The organism is Kitasatospora sp. NPDC049285 (assembly GCF_040678815.1).
Taxonomy (GTDB): domain Bacteria; phylum Actinomycetota; class Actinomycetes; order Streptomycetales; family Streptomycetaceae; genus Kitasatospora.
On sequence record NZ_JBFAQR010000033.1, the window covers coordinates 1 to 21,686 of the forward strand.

Below are 21,686 nucleotides of genomic sequence, written 5' to 3' on the forward strand. Positions count from 1 at the left end.
TGTCGTACGCGGTCGAGCCGGTCTCGGCGGTGTCGATGTGCAGCCAGAAGCTGAAGGTCGCCTTGCAGCCGGCCGGGATGGTGACGGTCTGCGAGGCGGTGTCGGTGTGGGCGGAGCCGTAGCCGTCCATCCAGGCCTTCCAGGAACCGCTGTGGGCGGCCTCGGAGGTGGAGTTGTCGACCACGCCGGAGGTGGTGGTCCACGGGGCGGCGGTGCCGGTCTCGAAGCCCGCGTTGCCGAGCAGCTGCGCCGGGGTGCAGGTGCCGCCGGTGCCGGACACGGTCCAGCTGAAGGTGGCGGAGCCGGCGGCGCCGGTGGTGTCGGTCGCGGTGACCGTGACGGTGTAGGTGCCGGCGGCGGTCGGGGTGCCGGTGATCTTGCCGGTCGACGAGATCGCCAGGCCGGCCGGCAGGCCGGAGGCGGTGTAGGTCAGGGTCTGGCCGGACGCGCTGTCAGTGGCGCTGACCTGCAGGCTGACCGCCGTGCCGGTGGTGCCGGTCTGGCTGCCCGGGTTGGTGACGGTCACGGTGTTGCCGCCGGTGCTGGTGCCCAGCAGCGCGTTGGTCAGGCCGTCGGCGATCGGGGTGCCCCAGCCGGTGACCTGGTCGTAGCCGGCCTTGGTGGAGAAGTCCTGGTTGGCGCCGGAGGTGACGTCGTGGAAGGCGGAGCCGTAGCTGCTGCCGTTGGCCAGGGCGTACAGCTTCGGGTTGGCCTCGCCGAGCACCGGCTTGGCGGCCGCGGCGGCCTTCTGGTTGAACAGCGCGGCGTAGCCGGACCACAGCGGGGCCGCGGCGGAGGTGCCGCCGTAGACCTGCCAGCCGGCGCTGGTGCTGCCCTGGGTGTAGATCGCGAAGCCGGAGGCCGGGTCGGCGTTGGAGGAGACGTCCGGGACGGTGCGCTGGGTGCCGCTGATCCCGGTGCCGGTCTGCCAGCTGGGCTTGGCGAACTGGGTGGAGGTGCCGCCGCCGGCGGTGCTCCAGGCGCTCTCGGAGCTGTAGGTGGTGCCGCTCACCTTGAGGTTGGTGCCGCCGACGCCGGTGTTGTACGGGCTGGAGGCCGGGAAGTCGACCGCCTTGACGGAGGAGCCGGAGGTGGAGCGGGTGCAGTCCCGGGAGCCGTCGTCGCCGGAGGCCGAGAAGATCGAGATGCCCTGGGCGGCGGCCTGCTTGAAGGAGTTGTTCACCGCGGTCATCGAGGACGCGGTGGTGTCCGGCTCGCAGGAGCCCCAGGAGATGGAGATGACCGAGACCCGGTTGTCGGCGACGATCTTGGCCGCCATGTCGATCTCGCCCTGGTCGCTGTTGGGGGCCTCGTAGACCAGCTGGGTCGCCTTGGGGGCGACGCCGCGGACGATCTCGCTGTCCAGCTCGACCTCGCCCTGGCCCTGGCCGGGCTTCGAGTCGTAGTTGGCGCCGTCCACCGAGACGGTGCTCACCGCCGGGCCGGACAGGCCGAACTGGCTGTCGTAGGTGGAGAGGTTGGTGCTCTTGTAGCCGTCGAACTCCCACAGCGCCACGGTGGTGCCGGTGCCGTCCGCGCCCAGCTGGTTCAGCCGGTACGCGCCGTCGTAGGTCGCCGGGCCGAAGCCGCTCGGGGTGGCCATCGGGGTCGCCGCGGACGGCTTGGCCAGGCGGGTGGTGCGCACGGTGTGGTCGCTGAGGCCGCTGACGCCCTCCACCACACCGGCCAGCGCGGACGGCACCGAGGCGGCGCCGTCGTTGGCGAAGAACGCCCGGCCGCCCTGCTGCGGGTCGGTGTAGGTCGACTCGTGGGTGCCGAAGGCCTGCGCGATCTTGGCGGCGGGGCCGCTGGCGTCCACCACCTGGCGGTTGCCGCTGACCGCGGTGACCTTCAGGCCCTGGGCGGCCAGGTAGGCGCGGACCTGGTCGACGTCGGCCTGGGTCGGGCCGAACTTCTCGGTGAACTGAGCGGGCGTCAGGTAGTGCCCGAACTCGACGGAGCCGGGGGTGCTCACCGCCGTCAGGAACCGGTCCAGCTCGGCGGTGTTGCGCAGCTTCAGGTTGACCGCCACGGATATCTCGCGGTCCGCCGGGAGGTCTCCCTGCTTCTGCGAGCGGGCCACCGCCGGGGTCACGGTCTGCGGCAGCGCCACCCGGGCGGCGGCGGCGTTGGGGGTCGGCGCCGCCTGGGCGGTGCCGACGCCCAGGGAGACAACGGTCAGGGGCAGCACGGCAAGTGCCGCGGCAAGGGCGAGCGAGCGGGGTCGCACGGGCTCCTCCGGAAATCTGGGGGCGTTCCGGTTGGTCGAAAACGCTCGCCAGAATCTCTCAGAGAACTCCCAGGAATAGACCCATGCCTGAGCAATTGCTTACTAAAAAACAGTCAACTGTGGAACGGGAAAGCCATTAACTGAATGCGCGGCCGAACTCACTGAATGGCGGGGCGGCCCAGCCAGCGGCTCAGCGCCGCCCGCAGCTCCCCGCGGGTCGGGTCGACGCAGGCCCACGCCGCGTAGCCGTCCGGGCGGACCAGCAGCACGGTGTCCCGCAGCTTGCCGTGCGGGTCGGCGGGGGCGGCCGTCACCACCCGCTCCGGCCAGGAGTCCGCGACCGACAGCTCGTCGTTGCTGATCAGCACGAACTGGCCGCCGCGCAGCGCCTCGTGGAGCCGCGACGGGCCGCCGGGCACGTCCACCGCGAGCCGCAGGTCCGGCAGCCGGCGGCCGGCCAGCGGGTGCGAGCCCTTGTCGGCCGGGTAGGAGAAGGCGATCCCGGAGACCTGCTTGGCGCCCAACTCGGCCAGCGGGCCCACGTGTCCGGAGACCGTGCTGAGCGCGGAGCGCAGCGCTCTGGCCGGAGCGTGCTGGGCCTGGGCGAGCCGCACCAGCGCGCCGGAGCTGCGCAGCACCGCCCGGCCCACCGGGTGCCGCTCGGTCTGGTAGGTGTCCAACAGGGCGTCAGGAGACCAGCCGCGCAGCACCGCGGCCAGCTTCCAGCCCAGGTTGGCGGCGTCCTGCAGGCCGGTGTTCATGCCCTGGCCGCCGGCCGGGGAGTGGCAGTGCGCGGCGTCGCCGGCCAGGAAGACCCGGCCGGAGCGGTAGGTCGGCGCCTGCCGCTCGTCGCTGTGGAAGCGGGAGGTCCAGCGGGCGTCGTGCAGCCCGTAGTCCTCGCCCATCACCTCCCGCACCAGGTCGGCGAGTTCGGCCAGCACCACGGGCTCGGAGTCGGCCACCTGGCGGTTGCGGTCCCAGCCGATCACCCGGAACCAGCCGTCGCCGAACGGTGCGAGGAAGGCGAAGCCGGCCTCGCCGGCGCCCGCGGTCAGCGGCTCCTCCGGCTCCCGCTCCAGGCGGACGTCGGCCAGCATCACCGAGCGCACCACCGACTCGCCGGGGAACGGGATGCCCAGCAGGTCGCGCACCGTGGAGCGCACGCCGTCCGCGCCGACCGCGTACCGGGCCCGCAGGGACTGCTCGCCCGCGGTCAGCGTGACGCCCCCGGCGTCCTGCCGAAGACCCGTCACCTCGGCTCCGCGGCGCAGCTCCACGCCCGCCTTCAGGGCCCGCTCGCGCAGCACCCGCTCGGTCTGCGACTGCGGGGTGACCAGTACGAACGGGAACCGGCTGGGCAGGCCCGCCAGGTCGACCCGCAGCCGTCCGAAGACCCGCAGCGAGGGCATCACCTGCCCGGTGGCGATCAGTTCGTCGGCCAGGCCGCGGGCGTCCAACTGCTCCAGGGTGCGGGCGTGCACCGCGAAGGCGCGGGTCAGGTTGGACTCCTCCGCGCGCTTCTCGAGCAGGACCACCCGCAGGCCGGCCGCAGCCAGGTCGCCGGCCAGCAGCAGGCCGGTCGGACCGGCTCCGACCACCAGCACGTCGCAGTCGAACTCCATCTCGGACATCCGTGTCTCCCGTCGTCGTCCCGTCGTCACCAGAGCGGAGTCCGCGGCGGCCCGGGTTCTCAGCGCGCTCTCAGACTGCCATCATCGCGGGCCCATCAGGGGCTGTGAACCTCCTTTCCATGACACAGCCAGCGATGCGCCGACCCGCCCGGCTCGACCCGGCGGCCGACGGACGGAGCCCGGCGCCCACCACCGTGAAAACCCGTCTGGTGGAGGTCGTCGTACCCGTCTACAACGAGCAGCACTCGCTGGAGCGCTGCGTCCGTGAGCTGCACGCCTATCTGTCCGAGACCTTTCCGTACGACTACCTGATCACCGTGGCGGACAACGCCTCGGTGGACGGGACCTGGGAGGTGGCCACCCGGCTCGCCGAGCAGATCCCGCAGGTGCGCGCCGTCCACCTCGACCTCAAGGGCCGCGGCCGGGCGCTGCGGCACGTGTGGGGCAGCAGCGAGGCCGACGTGGTGGCGTACATGGACGTCGACCTGTCCACCGGGCTGGAGGCGTTCCTGCCGCTGGTCGCGCCGCTGCTGTCCGGGCACAGCGACCTGGCGATCGGCAGCCGGCTGCACCGCGGCTCGGCGGTGGTGCGCGGCCCCAAGCGGGAGTTCATCTCCCGCACCTACAACTTCCTGCTGCGCGCCACCATGGCGGCGAAGTTCTCCGACGCCCAGTGCGGCTTCAAGGCCGGCCGCACCGAGGTGGTGAAGCGGCTGCTGGACGAGGTCGAGGACAACGCCTGGTTCTTCGACACCGAACTGCTGCTGCTCGCCGAGCGCTCCGGCCTGCGCATCCACGAGGTCCCGGTGGACTGGGTGGACGACCCGGACAGCCGGGTGGACATCGTCCGCACCGCGCTGGACGACCTGAAGGGCATGGCCCGGGTGGCCCGGCGCAGCCTGGCGGGGACCGGCCGGGTCGAGCTTCCGGAGAGGGTGCGGCAGGCGCAGGTGCCGCTGGGGCTCGGCTGGCAGGCCGTCAGCTTCGCGGTGATCGGCGGCCTGTGCACGCTGGCGTACGTCCTGCTCTACCTGCTGCTGCGGCAGGCGGTGCCGGCGCTGCTCGCCAACGCGCTGGCGCTCGGCGTGACGGCCGTCTTCAACACCGCCGCCAACCGGCGCTTCACCTTCGGCGTGACGGGCCGTCAGGACGCGCTGCGACACCAACTGGAGGGCGGGATGGCCTTCCTGGTGGGCCTGGCGCTGACCAGCGGCGCGGTCGGGGCGCTGCACTGGCTGCGCCCGGGGTCCGGGCACGGCGTGGAACTCGGCGTGCTGGTGGCGGCGAACGCGCTGGCCACCCTGGTGCGCTTCGTGCTGCTGCGGGTGTGGGTGTTCAACCCGCGGCGGCCCTGAGGCACTCGGCTCTGGGGCGCCCGGCCCTGAGGCGCCCACTGACCGGCCGGAGGCCCGGAACCGTTGTGGGACGGTTCCGGGCCTCCGGTCACTGCGGTGCGGGTGCGACTACTTGCGGATCTCGATGGTGCGGAACCGGCTCGCGACGAACGCGCCGTCGCAGTACGCGGCGTTGGCGGCCGGGTTGGCGCCGGTGCCGTGCAGGTCGGAGAAGGCGGCGGTCTGGTTGACGTACACCCCGCCGGTCAGGTTGAGCGAGAGCGAGACGCCGGAGTCGAGGCAGGCCTCGATCAGCGCGTCCTCCACCGCCGGGTCGGTGGTGTAGGCGCCCGCGGTCATCGCGCCGTGCTCGGCGGTGGTGCGGCGCAGCAGTTCGACGGCGGCGGCGGTGTCGGCCACCGCGACGGCGAAGGCGACCGGGCCGAAGCACTCGGCGAGGAAGACCGCGCGGTCGTCCGGCTTGTCGGCGTCGGCCTTCACCAGCGCGGGGGTGCGGATGGTCGCGCCGGGGAACTCGGCGGAGGCCACCACCCGCGGGGCGAGGGCGAGTTCGCCGAACTCGCCGCCCGCGGCGGCGGCGCTGCGGCCGAGCACCGCGGGGTTGACCACGGCGCCGAGGATGGCGGACGCCCGGGCGTCGTCGCCGAGCAGGCCGTCGATCGCCGCGGCGAGGTCGGCGACCACCTCGTCGTAGGAGCGCTCGCCCTGGTCGGTGGTGATGCCGGTGCGCGGGATCAGCAGGTTCTGCGGGGTGGTGCACATCTGGCCGCTGTACAGGCTGAGCGCGAAGGCCAGGTTGCCGAGCATGCCGCGGTAGTCGTCGGTGGAGTCGATGACGACCGTGTTGACGCCGGCCTTCTCGGTGTAGACCTGGGCCTGCCGGGCGTGCTCCTCGAGCCAGTCGCCGAAGCCGGTGGAGCCGGTGTAGTCGATCAGCTTCACCTCGGGGCGCACGGCCAGCACCTGGGCGATCGAGGAGCCCTCGTGCTCGGCGGCCAGGCACACCAGGTTCGGGTCGAAGCCCGCCTCGGCCAGCACCTCGCGGGCGATCCGCACGGTCAGCGCCAGCGGCAGCACGGCCCGCGGGTGCGGCTTGACCAGCACGCCGTTGCCGGTGGCCAGCGAGGCGAACAGGCCCGGGTAGCCGTTCCAGGTCGGGAAGGTGTTGCAGCCGATCAGCAGCGCGGTGCCGCGCGGCACCGCGGTGAACTCCTTGGTCATGCTGAGCGGTTCGCGCTTGCCCTGGGGCTTGGTCCACTGCGCGGAGCGCGGCAGCCGGACCTGCTCGGCGTACGCGTAGGCGACCGCCTCCAGCCCGCGGTCCTGGGCGTGCGGGCCGCCGGCCTGGAACGCCATGCCGTAGGCCTGGCCGGTGGTGTGCATCACCGCGTTCGCGAACTCGTGCGAGCGGGCGTTGATCCGGCCCAGGATCTCCAGGCAGACCGCCGCGCGGGCGGCCGGGCCGGCCTTCGCCCACGCCGGGCGGGCCGCCTCCAGCGCGGCGAACAGCGCGTCCGGCTCGGCGTGCGGGTAGCTGACGCCCATCTCGATGCCGTACGGCGAGGCCTCGCCGGTCACCGGCTCACCGCCGCCGGGGTGCCCGGGCAGCGCGAACTCGCGGCCCAGCACCGCCTCGAAGGCGGCCTTCCCGTCGGCGGGGGCGCTCTCCCCGTACGCCTTCGGGAACTCCGGGTACGGCGACCAGTAGTCGCGGTCCGCGATCGCGGCGAGTGCGCGGTCGAGGGTGTCCTGGTGACGGGCGGTCAGTTCGGCGACCGTCGGGGTGGGGGTCGCAGCAGCCATGGTGCGCTCCTCATAGGGGCGGGGCGGGACACACCTCAGAGTAACCGAACGATCGGTCGGGGCAAGGGCCCGTGGCCGATCCGATCTCCGCGCGCCGGTGCGCCCCGCGTGATCGCGGTCTACGGAATGCCCAGCTCGAACAGGACGTACCCCGCGTACCAGCCGGAGGCGGCCGCCGTGACGCCCATGACCACCGCCAGCGAGGGCAGCGACAGCCGCTTGAGCGCCACCGCGATCGGCAGGAAGAGCGGGAAGCAGGGCAGCAGGTAGCGCGAGGTGTTGCCGAAGATCTGCTGGCTGCCGAGCACCAGGACCACGGTGACCAGCGTGTAGACCACCAGGAAGGCCGGCGGGCGCAGCCGGATCAGCAGGAAGACCAGGATCGGCAGGGCGAACACCAGCAGCAGCGCGATCAGGTCCTCGGTGGGGTAGCCGAAGATGTAGTCGTGGTGGCCGAGCAGCAGGTTCTTCACCACGTTCTGGGAGTGCTTGCCCCAGTCGAAGAAGTGCAGCCAGGCGCCGCGCTGCAGCTCGAAGTAGGCGGTCCAACTGCCCATCCGCCAGCTCGCCCAGGCGATGTAGCCGGCGAAGCCGAGCGGGGCGATCAGCAGCGCGGTGAGCGGTCCGGCCACCCCGTCGCGGCGGCGCACCAGCGCGGTCAGCGCGGCCACCCCGATCGCGGCGGCCAGCGCCGCCGAGGTCGGCCGGTTGAGCCCGGCGACGAAGGCGGTCACGCCCGCGGCCAGCCAGTTGCGGGTCAGGACGAAGTAGCAGGCCCAGGCGGCCAGCGCGACGAACAGCGAGTCCGAGTAGACCGCCCACTCCACGCCGGAGCCGGGAAACAGGCCCCACACCCCGGCCGCGATCACCGCGGCCCGCCGCCCGGCCAGCAGCTTGGTCACCGCGTAGATGCCCGCGGCGGCGACGAACGAGGAGACCACCGAGACGAACACGCCCGCCCCGAAGGTGCCCAGGCCCGTCACCGCGGAGACCAGCTTCATCAGGCCCGGGTAGAGGGGGAAGAAGGCGACCGAGTTCTGTTCCAGCGTCCACGGCCCGCTGGAGGACGGCAGCAGCTTCGGGTCGTAGCCGTTCGCGGCGACCTGCTGGTACCACCAGCCGTCCCAGCCGCCCATCACGTCCCAGGTGTGGGCGCCGCCGCCGAACCGGTGCGGCTTGGTCAGGTACTCGCCCGACCAGGACAGCAGCCACATGAACACCGTGAACGCGATCAGCCGCACGGCCCCGAACACCGCCAGTGCCGGACCGTACTCCCGCGCCGTGCGCCGGGCCCACTCCCGCGCTCCCTCGCGCGGGACGTCCCCCCTCGGCGGCACGTCGGGACGCTCGGCCACCTCGGTGTCGGGGCTTGCTGCCATCGCCATCAGGTCCTGTCTGAGTGTCGGCCCGCCGCCGGGCCCGCCCGGAATTCCCGGGCGAGCCTACGGTACGCAGTAGTGGTCTGTACCTGACGGGACACCCGCTGGTTAAACTCCCACCACCGGACGGCCACCACCCCCATGCGGCGGGAGAACCCGATGAGCACTGCGGACCAGGACGCCACCGTCCTGTCGGTCGTGGTCCCCATGTACAACGAGCAGGACGCGCTGCCCGCGCTCGTCGCCCGGCTGCGCCCGGTGCTCGACGGGATCGGTGAAAGGTACGAGGTGGTCGCCGTCGACGACGGCAGCGCCGACAAGACCGCCGCGCTGCTGCGCGACCTGGCCGCCGACTGGCCCGAGCTGCGGATGGTCCGGCTGCGCCGCAACAGCGGCCACCAGGCCGCGCTCACCGCCGGCCTGCACCGCGCCGTGGGCCGCTACGTGGCCAGCATCGACGCCGACCTGCAGGACCCGCCGGAGAAGATCCCGGAGATGCTGGAACTCGCCCGCCGCGACGGCCTGGACATCGTCTACGGCGTGCGCGAGGACCGCTCCACCGACACCGGTTTCAAGCGGTACACCGCCGCCGCCTACTACTGGCTGATCCGCCGCCTGGTGGGCCGTCAGGTCCCCTCGCACGCCGGGGACTTCCGGCTGCTGAGCCGCGAGGCGGTCGAGGCGCTCAAGGAACTCCCCGACCAGCAGCGGGTCTACCGGCTGCTGGTGCCCTGGCTGGGCTTCCCCAGCGGCGAGGTCCGCTACGTCCGCGAGGAGCGGGTGGCCGGCAGCACCAAGTACCCGCTGACCAAGATGGTCCGGCTCGCGCTGGACTCCATCACCGGCTTCTCCGCCGCCCCGCTGCGGCTGGCCACCTGGCTGGGCACCGTCGCCTTCTTCACCTGCCTCGGGCTGCTCGCCTTCTGCCTGATCGTGTACCTGGCCGGCAGCACCGTGCCCGGCTGGACCTCGCTCTTCGCCGGCGTGCTGTTCATCGGCGCGGTGCAGCTGATCTGCGTCGGCCTGCTCGGCGAGTACGTGGCCCGGATCTACACCGCGGTGCAGTCCCGGCCCGCGTACTTCGTCGCCGAGGACACCGCCGCCGACCGCGGCTGAACCCCGGCCCCGGAGGCCCACCCCCTCCGGGGCGGGCCTCCGGGGCGCCGGGGATACTCGTGACCATGGCCGACCACTCCGCGCGCACCGCCTACACCGTCGACTCGCTGCTCGCCGTCACGGTGCGGGTCTTCAACGAGCGCGGCTACGACGGCACCTCGATGGAGGACCTGTCGCGGGCCGCCGGGATCTCCAAGTCGTCGATCTACCACCACGTGCGCGGCAAGGAAGAACTGCTGCGCCTCGCCGTCGGCCGGGCCCTGGACGCGCTGTTCGCCATCCTCGACGAGCCGGCCGCCGCCGAGGGCCGCCCGGTCGACCGCCTGGAGCACGTGGTGCGCCGCACCGCGGAGGTGCTGCTCGCCGAACTCCCGTACGTGACCCTGCTGTTGAGGGTGCGCGGGAACACCGCCACCGAACTCTGGGCGCTCGAGCGGCGGCGCGACTTCGACCACCGGGTGGCCGAGCTGGTCCGCGAGGCGGCCGCGGCCGGCCAGTTGCGCGCGGGCCTGGAGCCCCGGCTGGCCACCCGGCTGCTGTTCGGCATGATCAACTCGGTGGTGGAGTGGTACCGCCCCGGCCAGCGCGACACCGACGGCCTGCCCGACGCGGTGGTCCGGCTGGCCTTCGACGGGCTGCGCGCCCAGGACTGAGGCCGGTCCTCAGCGCTCGTCCGGCGGCACCTGGTCGGTCTCCTCGAAGACCAGCATGGTCTGCGTGCTCAGCACCTGCGGGATCGACTGGATGCTGCCCAGCACCAGCTCGCGCAGCGCCCGGTTGTCCGCGGTGTGCACCAGCATCAGCACGTCGAAGTCCCCGCCGACCAGCGCGATGTGCGCCACGCCCGGCAGCTGCAGCAACTGGTCGCGCACCGTCCGCCAGGAGTTCTGGACGATCTTCAGGGTGATGTAGGCGGAGGCGCCCTGGCCGGCCTTCTCGTGGTCCACCCGGGCGGTGAAGCCGCGGATCACCCCGTCCTCGACCATCCTGGAGATCCGGGCGTACGCGTTCGCCCGGGACACGTGCACCCGCTCGGCCACCGAGCGGATCGAGGCGCGACCGTCCTGCCGCAGCAGCCGCAGGATCGACCGGTCGACTCGGTCGAGTCTGGACACCTGTTCAGCCGACATGGCCCCCCATCCCTCGTGATTGGACGTGCTGACCCCAGCAGACCGCCCGTGCGGCCGATTGTCCACCGTCTTGACGCAGATATGGTCAAGGTGAACAGACGACCGAACAATCGGTAGGGAGCCCCCACCACCCCGGAGGTGCCCGAGATGACCGTTCTCGACCACAGAGACCAGGCCGACCACGCGTCCGTGCCCGGCTGGCTGCCCGGTGCCACCGCGCCGCGCACCGACCCCGCTCCCCTGCTGCCCGACGCAGCGCCCTTCCGCGTGCTGGGCACACCCGCCGCCGACAAGGCCGACCCCGAGCTGCTCCGCGAGCTGTACCGCCGGCTGGTGGCCGGCCGCCGCTACAACCAGCAGGCCACCACCCTCACCAAGCAGGGCCGGCTCGCCGTCTACCCGGCCTCCACCGGCCAGGAGGCCTGCCAGGTGGCCGCGGCACTCGCCCTGCGCGAAGACGATTGGCTCTTCCCCAGCTACCGGGACACCCTCGCGGTGGTCGCGCGCGGCGTCGACCCGCTGCAGGCGCTCACCCTGCTGCGCGGCAACGCCCACACCGGCTACGACCCGCGCGCCACCCGCACCGCCCCGCTCTGCACCCCGCTCGCCACCCAGGCCCCGCACGCGGTGGGCCTCGCGCACGCCGCCCGGCTGGCCGGCGACGACACCGTGGCCCTGGCCCTGCTCGGCGACGGCGGCACCAGCGAGGGCGACTTCCACGAGGCGCTGAACTTCGCCGCGGTGCTGCACGCCCCGGTGGTCTTCCTGGTGCAGAACAACGGCTACGCCATCTCCGTCCCGCTCACCCGGCAGTCCGCCGCGCCGACCCTCGCCCACAAGGCGGTCGGCTACGGCCTGCCCGGCCGGCTGGTCGACGGCAACGACGCCGCCGCGGTGCACCAGGTGGTCTCCGAGGCGGTCGAGCGGGCCCGCCAGGGCGGCGGCCCGACCCTGGTCGAGGCGCTCACCTACCGGATCGAGGCGCACACCAACGCCGACGACGCGACCCGCTACCGGCACGAGGAGGAGGTCGCCGCCTGGCGCGAGCACGACCCGATCCGGCTGCTGGAGGCGGCGCTGCGCGAGCGCGGCCTGTTCGACGAGCAGCTCGCCGCGGGCGCCGCCGAGGAGGCCGAGGCGCTGGCCGCCCGGATGCGCGCCGAGTTCCACGCCGACCCCGAGCTGGACCCGACGGCGCTGTTCGCGCACGTCTACGCCGAGCCCACCCAGCAGCTGCGCGAGCAGGCCGCCCAGCTGGCCGCCGAACTCGCCGCCGAGGCCGAGGTGCACCCCCGATGACCACCGCCACCCGCAACCAGTCCGGCACCCGCACCGGCACCATGGCCCAGGCGCTCAACGCCGCACTGCGCGACGCGATGCGCGCCGACCGGGCCGTGACCGTGCTCGGCGAGGACGTCGGCACCCTCGGCGGGGTCTTCCGGATCACCGACGGCCTGGCCGCCGAGTTCGGCCCCGACCGCTGCCTGGACACCCCGCTCGCCGAGGCCGGCATCCTCGGCACCGCCGTCGGCATGGCGATGTACGGCCTGCGCCCGGTGGTCGAGATGCAGTTCGACGCCTTCGCCTACCCGGCGCTGGAGCAGCTGTTCTCGCACGTCGCCAAGATGCGCAACCGCACCGCCGGCAAGCTGCCGCTGCCGATCACCGTCCGGGTCCCGTACGGCGGCGGGATCGGCGGCGTCGAGCACCACAGCGACGCCTCCGAGGCGTACTACGCGCACACCCCCGGCCTGCACGTGGTCACCCCGGCGACCGTCGAGGACGCGTACGGGCTGCTGCGCGAGTCGATCGCCTCCGACGACCCGGTGGTCTTCCTGGAGCCCAAGCGCCTCTACTGGGGCAAGGCCGAGTGGGACCCGGCGGTCGGCGTCGAGCCGATCGGGAAGGCGGTGCTGCGCCGGCCGGGCAGCTCGGCGGTGCTGATCACCTACGGGCCCTCGCTGCCGGTCTGCCTGGAGGCCGCCGAGGCGGCCCGGGCGGAGGGCTGGGACCTGGCGGTGCTGGACCTGCGCAGCCTGGTGCCGTTCGACGAGGCCACCGCCTGCGAGGTGGTCCGCTCGGTGGGCCGCGCCGTGGTGGTGCACGAGGCCACCGGCTTCGGCGGGGCGGGCGCGGAGATCGCCGCCCGGCTGACCGAGAAGTGCTTCCACCACCTGGCGGCGCCGGTGCTGCGGGTCACCGGTTTCGACATCCCGTACCCGCCGCCGATGTTGGAGCACCACCACCTGCCCGGGGTGGACCGGATCCTGGACGCCGTCGCCAGGCTCCAGTGGGAGGAGTGATGGCGATGCCGGTGGTCCGCGAGTTCACGCTGCCCGACCTCGGTGAGGGACTCACCGGGGCCGAGGTGGTGCGCTGGATGGTCGAGGTCGGCGAGGTGATCGCCGTCGACCAGCCGGTGGTGGAGGTGGAGACCGCCAAGGCCGTGGTCGAGGTGCCCTGCCCGTACGGCGGCGTGGTCACCGCCCGGTACGGCGAGGTCGGCACCGAGATCCCGGTCGGCGCGCCGCTGGTGACCGTCGCGGTCGCCGCCGCGCCCGGCGACGCGCCCGCGCCCGAGGTGGAGCGCCCGCTGGTCGGCTACGGGGTCGCCGAGACCCGCCGGGCCGGCCGCCGCCGGGTGGTGCCCGGGGCTGCCGTCGCGGTGGCTCCCCCCGCGCCGGTGGAGCAGCCGCCCGCTCCGGTGGCGAAGGCCCCCGGGGTGGTCGCGGTGATCTCGCCGCTGGTGCGCCGGATCGCCCGGGAGCACGGCCTCGACCTGGCCGCGCTGGCGGGCAGCGGGCCGGACGGGCTGATCATGCGCCGGGACGTCGAGGCGGCGGTCCGGCACACCGCGGTCGCTCCGGCGCCGACGGTTTCACGTGAAACCGTCGCCTCCGAGGCCCTCGACGGGGAGCTGATCCCGCTGCGCGGGCTGCGCCGCACCGTCGCGGAGAAGCTGACCCGCAGTCACCAGGAGATCCCCGCCGCGACCTGCTGGGTGGACGCCGACGCCACCGAGCTGATGGCGCTGCGCGCGCAGCTCAACCGTGCGCCCGGGCCGAAGGTGAGCGTGCTGGCGCTGCTGGCCCGGATCTGCGTGGCCGCCCTGGGTCGCTTCCCGGAGCTGAACTCCAGCGCGGGCCCCGACGGCATCCGCCGCCACCGCGCCGTCCACCTGGGCTTCGCGGCGCAGAGCGAGCGCGGCCTGGTGGTGCCGGTGGTGCGGGACGCCCAACTGCTGGACACCGAGCGGCTGACGGTGGAGCTGGCCCGGCTGACCGAGGCGGCCCGGGCCGGGAAGCTCACCCCGGCCGAGCTGACCGGCGGGACCTTCACCCTGAACAACTACGGCGTGTTCGGGGTGGACGGCTCCACGCCGATCCTCAACCACCCGGAGGCGGCGATGCTCGGGGTCGGCCGGATCACCCCCAAGCCGTGGGTGCACCAGGGCGAGTTGGCGGTCCGTCAGGTCACGCAGCTGTCCTTCACCTTCGACCACCGGGTCTGCGACGGCGGCACCGCGGGCGGCTTCCTGCGCTTCGTCGCGGACTGCGTGGAGCAGCCCGGCCTGCTGCTGCGCGGCCTGTAGGGCGGGCAGCGGTCGTCACCTTGCGTGGTCGTACGGCCGCGCAAGGTGGGGAGGGCCCGCGAGATTAGCGCGTGAACGGTGTCGGTGTCCGGTCTTCGCGTGATTTGTCGGATGAGCTGTGCGGGCGTGCCAATGTGCTGAAGGCGTCAGCAGATTGGTCGACCGGAAGCGAAACGATTCTCTTGGGTACTCGTCAGATCGCGCTGAAGAGCAGGTCGCTGAAGGTCAGGGCGGGCCATGGCTCGGCAGCGGCCGCCGCCGTCCCCGGGTTGGCGGCCGTCCCGGCCGCTTCCTCCGCCGCCGGTCCGGAGCCGGCCGCCGAACCGGAGCCCGCCACAGGTCCGCCGCCCGCGGCCGGGCCGGAGGCCGCCGACCGGCCGGAGCCCACCACCGGGCCGGAGCCCGCCGCGGGTTCGGCTGCCGCGGGTTCGGCCGCCAAGGCTTCGCTGCCCGTGGAGCCGCAGCCGGAGCCGCAGCTACAGCCCGAGCCGCAGCCCGGTGCCGTGGTGCCCGCGCGGGTGCCGACCGGGCCGGTGATCCCGGCGAAACCGACCCGGCCGCCGACCGTGCCCGCGCCGAGCCTGCCGGACGGGGCGCCGGGGCCGTCGTTCCAGCCGCTCTTCCCGACCGCGCCCGGACTGAACTGGGCGGGTCCCGGCGACAGTTGGTCGCAGGCCTGGGCGCTGGAGACGCTGGCCGAGACGCCCGTGCAGCCGGTGGCGCCGGTGGTGGAGCCGGCCGCCGAGCAGGCGCCGACCGCGGAGGACGTGGCGCTGATCCGGGCCACCCTGGCGGTGGTCGAGCCGGTCGCGGACCGGGCGACCGCGCACTTCTACGCGCTGATCTTCGTCCACCACCCCGAGGTGCGGGCGCTGTTCCCGGCCGCCATGGACGTGCAGCGCGACCGGCTGTTCCGGGCGCTGCTGATGGCGGCGGCCAGCGCCGACGACCCGGCGGGGCTGCGCGAGTACCTGGGCCACCTGGGACGCGGGCACCGCAAGTACGGGACGCTGACCGGGCACTACGGGCCGGTCGGCGAGTGCCTGGTGGCGGCGCTGGCCCGGTACGGCGGCAGCGGGTGGGACGAGCGGACCGAGCTGGCCTGGCGGCGGGTCTACGGGCTGGTCTCCCGGATCATGATCGAGGCGGCCGAGGAGGCGGCGCTGGCCACCCCGCCGTGGTGGCAGGCCGAGGTGGTGGCGCACCGTCAGGCCACGCCCGAGGTGGCGGTGCTGACGCTGCGGCCGGACCAGGCGTACCCGTTCCGGGCCGGGCAGTACACCGCGGTGGAGACGCCGTGGTGGCCGCGGGTGTGGCGGCACTTCTCGTTCGCCGCCGCGCCGCGGCCGGACGGGCTGCTCACCCTGCACGTGAAGGCGGTGCAGGCGGGCTGGGTGAGCAACGCGCTGGTGCACCGGGCCCGGCCGGGCGACGTGCTGCGGCTCGGACCGGCGGCGGGCGGCATGGTGCTGGACCACGCGGCCGGGCGGAACCTGCTCTGCCTGGGCGGCGGCACCGGGATCGCGCCGATCGCGGCACTGGTCGAGGAGGTCGCGGAGCACGGCGCCGACGGCCGCAAGGTGGAGGTGTTCTACGGGGCGCGGCGCGCCGAGGAGCTGTACCAGCTGGCCGGGTTGCGCGAGCTGGCCGCGCGGCACCCGTGGCTGACGGTGCGTCCGGTGGTCTCCGAGCAGTCGGTCGCGCCGGGCGAGGCGCTGGCCGGGGAGCTGCCCGAGGTGGTGGCCAGGTACGCGCCGTGGCACGGCTTCGAGGCGTACCTGAGCGGGCCGCCCGCCATGGTCCGGCGCGGGGTGGCGGCCCTGCGCCGGTCCGGTGTGGCGGCCGGGTCGGTCCACCACGACCTGGTGGGGGACCTGGCCTGACGCCGGGTCAGGCCAGGTCCTGGGCGAGCAGGGCGCGGACGCCCTCGATGTTCGCGGCGAGGTAGGCACGCAGGCTGGGAGGGACCACGTTGACCGAGGTGACGCCTTCGCGGGTGAACGGCACCCGGACGATCCGGTACTCGCCGTTGGGCTGCTCCACCTCGGGGCCGTGCCGGCGGGACGGGTCCAGGTCGGTGAGCCGGCAGACGAAGAAGTGCTGCACCTTGACCCCGTGCGGGTGCGCGGGGGTGCCGTCGTCGTGGTGCGAGTGGGCGACGGTGTCGACGAAGGCGGGCACCACGTCGGCGATCTTGCCGCCCAACTCCTCGTCCACCTCCCGGTGCAGGGCCTCCACCACGGTGCGGTCGGTGGGTTCGACACCGCCGCCGGGAGTGATCCAGTACGGGTGCGGGGAGCCCGGGCGGACCCGGCGGATCAGCACCAGTGAGGCGGGGGAGTGCGGGTTGTCCGGGTCGAGCTCCAACAGGATGGCCCGGGCGGTGCGTTTGACGACGGGACGGACGGGAGCCGACATGGCTGCCACCTCCGGGGCGCGAGGGTTGTGCGGGAGTCTCCCGCGCGCGGCCCGGGGCCAAACCCGCACAGGGGTGCGATTCGGAGGAAGGCCTTCCGCCGAACGGGCTAGGCGGCATGCCCGGGGGTCCCGGTCGGCGGCGACGGACACACCGCCTGTGGATCTTCGATTCCCGCGAGCGGCCGAGATGACGCCTCGTGATCCGTCGACCACGCCGAGCATGCGCCTTCGAATCGAAGGGGAATTGGCCGGGGCGTGCTCGATAGTGATTGCAGGGGAGGTCGCCCTGTGCTGCAATGTGCGCCTGCCGGGCGGATTCGGAGCAGCCTCCTCCGAATGCCCATCTGTGCCCGGGGGATGGGGATGAGCATGGACCGGATCGGCGAACAAGCCGGCGGGGGGACCGCCTCGGCCACCAGCGGCGGCATACGTGCGCCGCGGGCGCCCACCCTGATCACCTCGGTGCAGCGCGCACTACGGCTGCTCGAAGCGGTCGGCACCCACCCGCACGGGGCCACCGCCAAACAGCTCGCGCGCTCCGCGGCACTCCCCCTCGGCACCACCTACCACCTGCTGCGCACCCTCACCCACGAGGGCTACCTGCGCCGGGACGAAGGCCGGTTCTACTACGGCGAGTCGGTCGACGGGATCAGCCGGGCCGACACCCGCCACGCCGAACGCGCCGACCTGCGCGGCCGGATGGAGGAACTGCGCGACGAACTCGGCGCCGCCGTCTACTACGCGGTCTACGAGGACGGCGAGGTGCGGATCGTCGACGTGGTCTCCGGCCCCGCCCAGCCGCCGGTCGAGGAGTGGGCCGACTTCCGTGCCACCGCGCACGCGCACGCCGTCGGACTCTGCCTGCTCTCCCAGCTCTGCGAGGAGGAGCGGCTCGACCACCTCGACCGCTACCGCCCCACCGCGCTCACCCCGTCCACCGCCACCGAACTGCACACCGTGCTGCGCCGGCTGGACGCGGTGCGGCCCACCATGCCGGTGCTGGAGCGGCAGGAGTACGCACTCGGCACGGTCTGCGCGGCGGTGCCGATCACCGTCGGCTCGGTGGTCGCGACCATGGCCTTCTCCCTGCCGCTGGAGCACGCCGACCGGCTGGACGCGGCCGCCGCGCGCCTTCGTTCCCTGGTCGGGGCCATGTTCCCGGCGTTCGTGAGGTGACCTGGGGTGATTTGGTGTGGTGTTCGTTCACCATTTGAAAAAGCTCACCTTGTCCGGATCGTTGCCAAACATGGACGATGAGGATCGAACGGGGAATCAGCGGACAAAACACACGAAGCCGTTCCACGACAGTGAATCGATGCCCGGTGCACGCGTCTCCCTCAGCGCACGAGCCCGGGCAGAACGAGAGGTAATGGCGCATGTACAGCACGGTCCAAGCCCACATGGCGATGCACCTCGTGGTGTCGAGCGAGCTCTCCTTCCGCATCGTGGTCGACCTGGACTACGACGGCGCCGATCCGTACGCCGTCCGCTTCACCTTCCACCTGCCCGGTGACGTGCCGGTCACCTGGGTGTTCGCACGGGAGCTGCTGGTGGACGGCGTCAGTCGCCCGACCGGCGAGGGGGACGTGCACATCCACCCGGTCGGCGAGGACCTCGCCGAGGTCTGCATCGTCCTGCGCTCCCCCGAGGGCGACGCGGTGCTGAGGGCCGCCGCCCCGCCGATGATCGCCTTCCTGGCCCGCACCGACCGGGTGGTCCCGATGGGCCAGGAGCTGGCCGGCGGCGAGCTCGACGAGGAACTCGCCAGCATCCTGTCCACCACCGGACACGAGAACGCGGGCTGACCCGGGCTCAGAAGCCCGGACCAGCCCGCGCGGTGGAGGACTGACGTGCCGTCAGCCTCGGGGGATCAGCTGTAGTAGCCGAAGACGTCGACGATGACGTCGGTGCTGCTCCACGAACCGTTCTTGATCATCACTCGGCCGTCGGCGCCGACCGGGACGGTGACCATGTTGGGTACGGTCTGGCCCGCCGTCCAGTTGAGGTTCGAGGTGTCGGGCGCGCTCTGCCCGGAGGGGTAGACGGTCAGGTGGCCGTCGACCTTCGGGTTGGTGACGGTCACGTTCAGGACCACGGCCTTGGCCTTGGAGAGCCGGCCGCCGCCGTCCAGGCCGAGGACCCGGACCTCGTCGGCGCCGAACGCGCCGGGGGTGGTGCCCTGGCCGGTCCGGCTGTCGAACAGCCGCTGCGGGGTGGTCGAGTGGAACGACGCGCCCGAGCCGGTGCCGAGGAAGCCGAAGACGTCCACGATCACCTGGGCGGAGTCCCAGGAACCGTTGTTGATCTTGATCGAGTTGTCCGGTCCGAGCGGCACGATCACCTGGTTGGCGACGGTCTTCCCGACGGTCCAGTTGAGGTTCGACGTGGTCGGCAGGGGGTTGCCGGAGGGGTAGACGGTCAGGTGGCCGTCGGCCCGCCCGTCGGTCGCGGTCACGTTCAGCACCACGGCCTTGGTCCCGGCCGGGGCGCCGAGCCGGCTGCCCGGGAGGGTGTAGGTGCCGTACGCGCCGAGGGCGCCCGAGGTGCGGGTGTCCAGCACCCGGGACGGACCGGAGGGCTGGTAGGTGGCGCCGCCGGCGGCGGTGCCGTAGTACCCCTGGACGTCGACGATCAGCTGGGTCTGGCCCCAGGCACCGTTGTAGAAGCGGACCTTGCCGTCCGCGCCGACCGGCACGGTGACCAGGTTCGGCACGGTCTTCCCGGCCGTCCAGTTGAGGTTGGAGGTGTTCGGGCGGCTGCCGCCGGAGGGGTAGACGGTCAGGTGGCCGTCGGTGCTCGGGTCGGTCACCGTCACGTTCAGCACCACCGAGGTGACGCCGGAGGCCGGGATGCCGCCGTTGCCCGTGATCTGCACCGCGGTCTCGCCGTAGGCGGCCAGCGCGGCGCCGGAGCGGGTGTCCAGCAGGCGGGTCGGGGCGACCGCGTTGAAGGTGCCGGCCGGGCTCTGCGGCAGGTTGGCGCACAGCTGCGCGAACAGCTTGTCTGCGCGCGGGCTGCCCAGACCGGTCGTCAGGTCGTAGCCGGCGCCGGCCTGGTAGAGCGAGCCGATGTAGCCGGACTGGTCCAGCACGTTGTTGCCGGTGGTGACGTCGTACAGGCCCGGGGTGCTGCCCAGCTTGTACAGCTGCGGGTTGAGGAAGCCGAGCGGCCCGGCGGCGGCGCACTTCGGGTCGGCGTTGGCGTGCGCGACCAGGCCCGCCCACAGCGGCGCGGCGTAGCTGGTGCCACCGATGATCATGACGAACAGGTCGCTCCCGCTGACCCAGGGCACGGTCAGGTAGCCCTGCTGGGGGTCGGCGACGGCGGCGACGTCCGGCACCTGACGGCAGGTCCGGCCGGCCGCGGCGCTGCAGACGTTGGCGTAGCCCGGGCCGGAGACCCCGGACTGGTAGCCGGTGGCGGAGTCGAGCGTGTACCAGGCCGAGACGCCGCCGCCGGTCGCGGCGCCCTGCTGGCCGTTGACCCCCGGGCTGTTCCACGTCGACTCGGTCCGGGCGCCGACCGATCCGGCCACCCGGGTGCCGCCGACGGCGGTGAGGTACGCGTTAGAGGCGGGCGAGATGACCGCCACCTGCGTGTCGCCCGCGATCTGGCCCGCGCAGGTGGTGGAGCCCGCGTCGCCGGACGCGGCGAGGACGGTCTGGCCCTGGGCCGCGGCCTGCTGCAGGATCAGGTCCTCGGCCTGCAGGTCGCCGACGTAGGCGTAGGGCTCGCACAGGCCCCAGCTGATCGACGCCACCTGGGCCCGGTTGTCCACCACGATCTGCCGCAGGGTGGCGACCAGTTCGGTGGTGGCCGTGCTCGCGCCCTCGTAGACCAGGATGTCCGCGTTCGGGGCGGTGCCCATCACGGTCTCGATGTCCAGGGCGGTCTCGACGCCCCGGCCGGTCTGCCAGTTGGCGGGCGTCGTCGGGCCGCCGTTCACCTTCACCCGGCTGACCGAGGTGGTGCTGCCGAGGCAGCTCCGGAACCAGTTGACGGCCTGGTCGTCGTAGTCCTCCAGGCTCATGATCGCCACGGTCGAGCCGGCGCCGCCGTTGCCGGGGGTCTGCTGGTAGACCTCGGCGATGCTCGTCGGGTCGGTGTACCCGTTCATCGGCTGGGCGCCGGGCAGCCGGCCCGTCAGGTTGGTGCAGAGGGCGGGCTGGCCGCCGACGTAGTTCGGGGTGGCCTGGGCGTCCGGCGTGGTCTTCGGGACCTTCAGTGGCACCGCCTTCGCCTGGTGCGAGGAGGTGGCCTTGGTCAGCGAGTTGAGGCCGGTGATCCCGGTGACCTTCGCGGCCGCCTTGCCGGAGAGCTGCGGGGCCGCGGTGTTGGCGAACGCGGCGCTGCCGTCGGCCAGCGTGTAGCCGGCGAAGTCGGTGGCGAAGGCCTTGCGGGCCTGGGCGACGGTGGCCTTGACCGGGATGGTCAGGCCGTCGCCCTCGACCGCGCCGGGCTGCAGGCCGGCCGCGCTGAGCTCGGCGGTGACGGCGGTGACGTCCGACGGGTTGGCGCCGAACCGGCCGGCGAACTCGCCGGTCCTCAGGTACTGGTGGAACAGCGGGCTGCCCGGCGTGGAGACCGCCGTGACGAAGCTCTCCAACGCGCCCGGGTCGCGCGGTCGCAGGGTCACGCCGAGGTCCAGCGGGGTCGCGTCGTCCGGCGCGGTGGCGTGCTTGGCGTCCGCCGGGGTCACGGGCACCCGGCCGATCCGCTGGGCCGGAGTCGGGGACGCGGCCTGCGCGGCGGTGGGCACCGCCAGGCCGAGCAGCATCGCCGCGGCGGCGCCGCCCGCGAGGGTGCGGTGTATTCGCCTGCGATCAGGGCGAGTGGGCATGCGGGTTCTTCTCCTGCCGGTCGTTCGGCGCCCGCGTGCGCGGACACCTGGCAGTGGCGGACCGGTCGCACGGCTGGGGTCGTAGCAGTCCGGGGGGCGTGAAGTCAGCGCAGAAAGCGGCAGCACGCCGCGAATCCCCCCGGAGTTCGCCCCCCAACCATCAGGGCGGTCAGCACACCGGCCGCCAGTTAT

16 protein-coding genes are annotated in these 21,686 nt (G+C 73.3%); 9 read left to right on the forward strand and 7 right to left on the reverse strand.

Annotated elements, in window-relative coordinates; genetic code table 11:
- On the reverse strand, nt 1-2,230 hold a 2,230-nt coding region (locus AB0K51_RS21185; RefSeq protein ID WP_363457650.1), incomplete at its 3' end, for a protease pro-enzyme activation domain-containing protein.
- Nucleotides 2,231-2,388: 158 nt separating this feature from the next.
- On the reverse strand, nt 2,389-3,861 hold the full coding sequence (locus AB0K51_RS21190; RefSeq protein ID WP_363457653.1) for an FAD-dependent monooxygenase: 1,473 nt from the start codon (nt 3,859-3,861) through the stop codon (nt 2,389-2,391).
- Between the two features lie 119 nt (nt 3,862-3,980).
- Between AB0K51_RS21190 and AB0K51_RS21195 the strand changes: the two genes are divergently transcribed.
- Nucleotides 3,981-5,216, forward strand: a complete 1,236-nt coding sequence (locus AB0K51_RS21195; RefSeq protein ID WP_363457656.1) for a glycosyltransferase — start codon at nt 3,981-3,983, stop codon at nt 5,214-5,216.
- Nucleotides 5,217-5,324: 108 nt separating this feature from the next.
- Here AB0K51_RS21195 and paaN read toward each other — a convergent pair whose 3' ends face one another.
- A complete protein-coding gene (gene paaN / locus AB0K51_RS21200) occupies nt 5,325-7,019 on the reverse strand; it encodes a phenylacetic acid degradation protein PaaN (protein WP_363457659.1) in 1,695 nt (564 codons plus the stop codon).
- 119 nt (nt 7,020-7,138) lie between these two features.
- Complete coding sequence (locus tag AB0K51_RS21205; RefSeq protein WP_363457662.1) at nt 7,139-8,404, reverse strand: glycosyltransferase family 39 protein; 1,266 nt, start codon at nt 8,402-8,404, stop codon at nt 7,139-7,141.
- A gap of 153 nt (nt 8,405-8,557) precedes the next feature.
- Between AB0K51_RS21205 and AB0K51_RS21210 the strand changes: the two genes are divergently transcribed.
- Nucleotides 8,558-9,514: a glycosyltransferase family 2 protein gene (locus AB0K51_RS21210; protein WP_363457665.1), complete on the forward strand. Its 957-nt coding sequence runs from the start codon at nt 8,558-8,560 to the stop codon at nt 9,512-9,514.
- Between the two features lie 65 nt (nt 9,515-9,579).
- On the forward strand, nt 9,580-10,167 hold the full coding sequence (locus tag AB0K51_RS21215) for a TetR/AcrR family transcriptional regulator (protein ID WP_363457667.1): 588 nt from the start codon (nt 9,580-9,582) through the stop codon (nt 10,165-10,167).
- A gap of 9 nt (nt 10,168-10,176) precedes the next feature.
- On the opposite strand, the gene AB0K51_RS21220 is transcribed toward AB0K51_RS21215, so the two are convergent.
- Nucleotides 10,177-10,644: an Lrp/AsnC family transcriptional regulator gene (locus tag AB0K51_RS21220; RefSeq protein WP_363457670.1), complete on the reverse strand. Its 468-nt coding sequence runs from the start codon at nt 10,642-10,644 to the stop codon at nt 10,177-10,179.
- Between the two features lie 138 nt (nt 10,645-10,782).
- On the opposite strand from AB0K51_RS21220, the gene pdhA reads away from it, so the two are divergent.
- The 4 genes from pdhA to AB0K51_RS21240 all read left to right on the forward strand — a co-directional run bounded on the left by pdhA (nt 10,783) and on the right by AB0K51_RS21240 (nt 16,119).
- On the forward strand, nt 10,783-11,943 hold the full coding sequence (gene pdhA / locus AB0K51_RS21225) for a pyruvate dehydrogenase (acetyl-transferring) E1 component subunit alpha (protein ID WP_363457673.1): 1,161 nt from the start codon (nt 10,783-10,785) through the stop codon (nt 11,941-11,943).
- On the forward strand, nt 11,940-12,947 hold the full coding sequence (locus AB0K51_RS21230) for an alpha-ketoacid dehydrogenase subunit beta (protein ID WP_363457675.1): 1,008 nt from the start codon (nt 11,940-11,942) through the stop codon (nt 12,945-12,947). The genes pdhA and AB0K51_RS21230 overlap by 4 nt, the downstream gene beginning before the upstream one ends.
- 5 nt (nt 12,948-12,952) lie before the next feature.
- Nucleotides 12,953-14,236: a dihydrolipoamide acetyltransferase family protein gene (locus AB0K51_RS21235; RefSeq protein WP_363457806.1), complete on the forward strand. Its 1,284-nt coding sequence runs from the start codon at nt 12,953-12,955 to the stop codon at nt 14,234-14,236.
- 182 nt (nt 14,237-14,418) lie between these two features.
- Nucleotides 14,419-16,119, forward strand: a complete 1,701-nt coding sequence (locus AB0K51_RS21240; protein ID WP_363457677.1) for a globin domain-containing protein — start codon at nt 14,419-14,421, stop codon at nt 16,117-16,119.
- A gap of 7 nt (nt 16,120-16,126) precedes the next feature.
- On the opposite strand, the gene AB0K51_RS21245 is transcribed toward AB0K51_RS21240, so the two are convergent.
- Nucleotides 16,127-16,654, reverse strand: coding sequence for an NUDIX hydrolase (locus AB0K51_RS21245; RefSeq protein WP_363457680.1), 528 nt, complete (start codon nt 16,652-16,654; stop codon nt 16,127-16,129).
- A 336-nt stretch (nt 16,655-16,990) separates the two neighbouring features.
- Here AB0K51_RS21245 and AB0K51_RS21250 point away from each other — a divergent pair, with 336 nt between their 5' ends.
- Together AB0K51_RS21250 and AB0K51_RS21255 are read left to right on the forward strand one after the other, a co-directional pair.
- Nucleotides 16,991-17,830, forward strand: coding sequence for a helix-turn-helix domain-containing protein (locus tag AB0K51_RS21250; RefSeq protein ID WP_363457682.1), 840 nt, complete (start codon nt 16,991-16,993; stop codon nt 17,828-17,830).
- Between the two features lie 200 nt (nt 17,831-18,030).
- On the forward strand, nt 18,031-18,459 hold the full coding sequence (locus tag AB0K51_RS21255) for an SsgA family sporulation/cell division regulator (protein WP_363457685.1): 429 nt from the start codon (nt 18,031-18,033) through the stop codon (nt 18,457-18,459).
- Nucleotides 18,460-18,524: 65 nt separating this feature from the next.
- Here AB0K51_RS21255 and AB0K51_RS21260 read toward each other — a convergent pair whose 3' ends face one another.
- On the reverse strand, nt 18,525-21,494 hold the full coding sequence (locus tag AB0K51_RS21260) for a S53 family peptidase (protein ID WP_363457688.1): 2,970 nt from the start codon (nt 21,492-21,494) through the stop codon (nt 18,525-18,527).
- Between the last annotated feature and the right edge of the window lie 192 nt (nt 21,495-21,686).

Excerpts from the sequence above, each read along its gene's own strand:
- AB0K51_RS21195 (WP_363457656.1), top strand. The coding sequence starts at position 3,981 with ATGACACAGCCAGCGATGCGCCGACCCGCCCGGCTCGACCCGGCGGCC.
- paaN (WP_363457659.1), bottom strand. The coding sequence starts at position 7,019 with ATGGCTGCTGCGACCCCCACCCCGACGGTCGCCGAACTGACCGCCCGT.
- AB0K51_RS21255 (WP_363457685.1), top strand. The coding sequence starts at position 18,031 with ATGTACAGCACGGTCCAAGCCCACATGGCGATGCACCTCGTGGTGTCG.
- AB0K51_RS21205 (WP_363457662.1), bottom strand. The coding sequence starts at position 8,404 with ATGGCGATGGCAGCAAGCCCCGACACCGAGGTGGCCGAGCGTCCCGAC.
- AB0K51_RS21245 (WP_363457680.1), bottom strand. The coding sequence starts at position 16,654 with ATGTCGGCTCCCGTCCGTCCCGTCGTCAAACGCACCGCCCGGGCCATC.
- AB0K51_RS21215 (WP_363457667.1), top strand. The coding sequence starts at position 9,580 with ATGGCCGACCACTCCGCGCGCACCGCCTACACCGTCGACTCGCTGCTC.
- AB0K51_RS21220 (WP_363457670.1), bottom strand. The coding sequence starts at position 10,644 with ATGTCGGCTGAACAGGTGTCCAGACTCGACCGAGTCGACCGGTCGATC.
- AB0K51_RS21190 (WP_363457653.1), bottom strand. The coding sequence starts at position 3,861 with ATGTCCGAGATGGAGTTCGACTGCGACGTGCTGGTGGTCGGAGCCGGT.
- AB0K51_RS21235 (WP_363457806.1), top strand. The coding sequence starts at position 12,953 with ATGCCGGTGGTCCGCGAGTTCACGCTGCCCGACCTCGGTGAGGGACTC.
- AB0K51_RS21230 (WP_363457675.1), top strand. The coding sequence starts at position 11,940 with ATGACCACCGCCACCCGCAACCAGTCCGGCACCCGCACCGGCACCATG.
- AB0K51_RS21260 (WP_363457688.1), bottom strand. The coding sequence starts at position 21,494 with ATGCCCACTCGCCCTGATCGCAGGCGAATACACCGCACCCTCGCGGGC.
- AB0K51_RS21210 (WP_363457665.1), top strand. The coding sequence starts at position 8,558 with ATGAGCACTGCGGACCAGGACGCCACCGTCCTGTCGGTCGTGGTCCCC.
- AB0K51_RS21250 (WP_363457682.1), top strand. The coding sequence starts at position 16,991 with ATGCCCATCTGTGCCCGGGGGATGGGGATGAGCATGGACCGGATCGGC.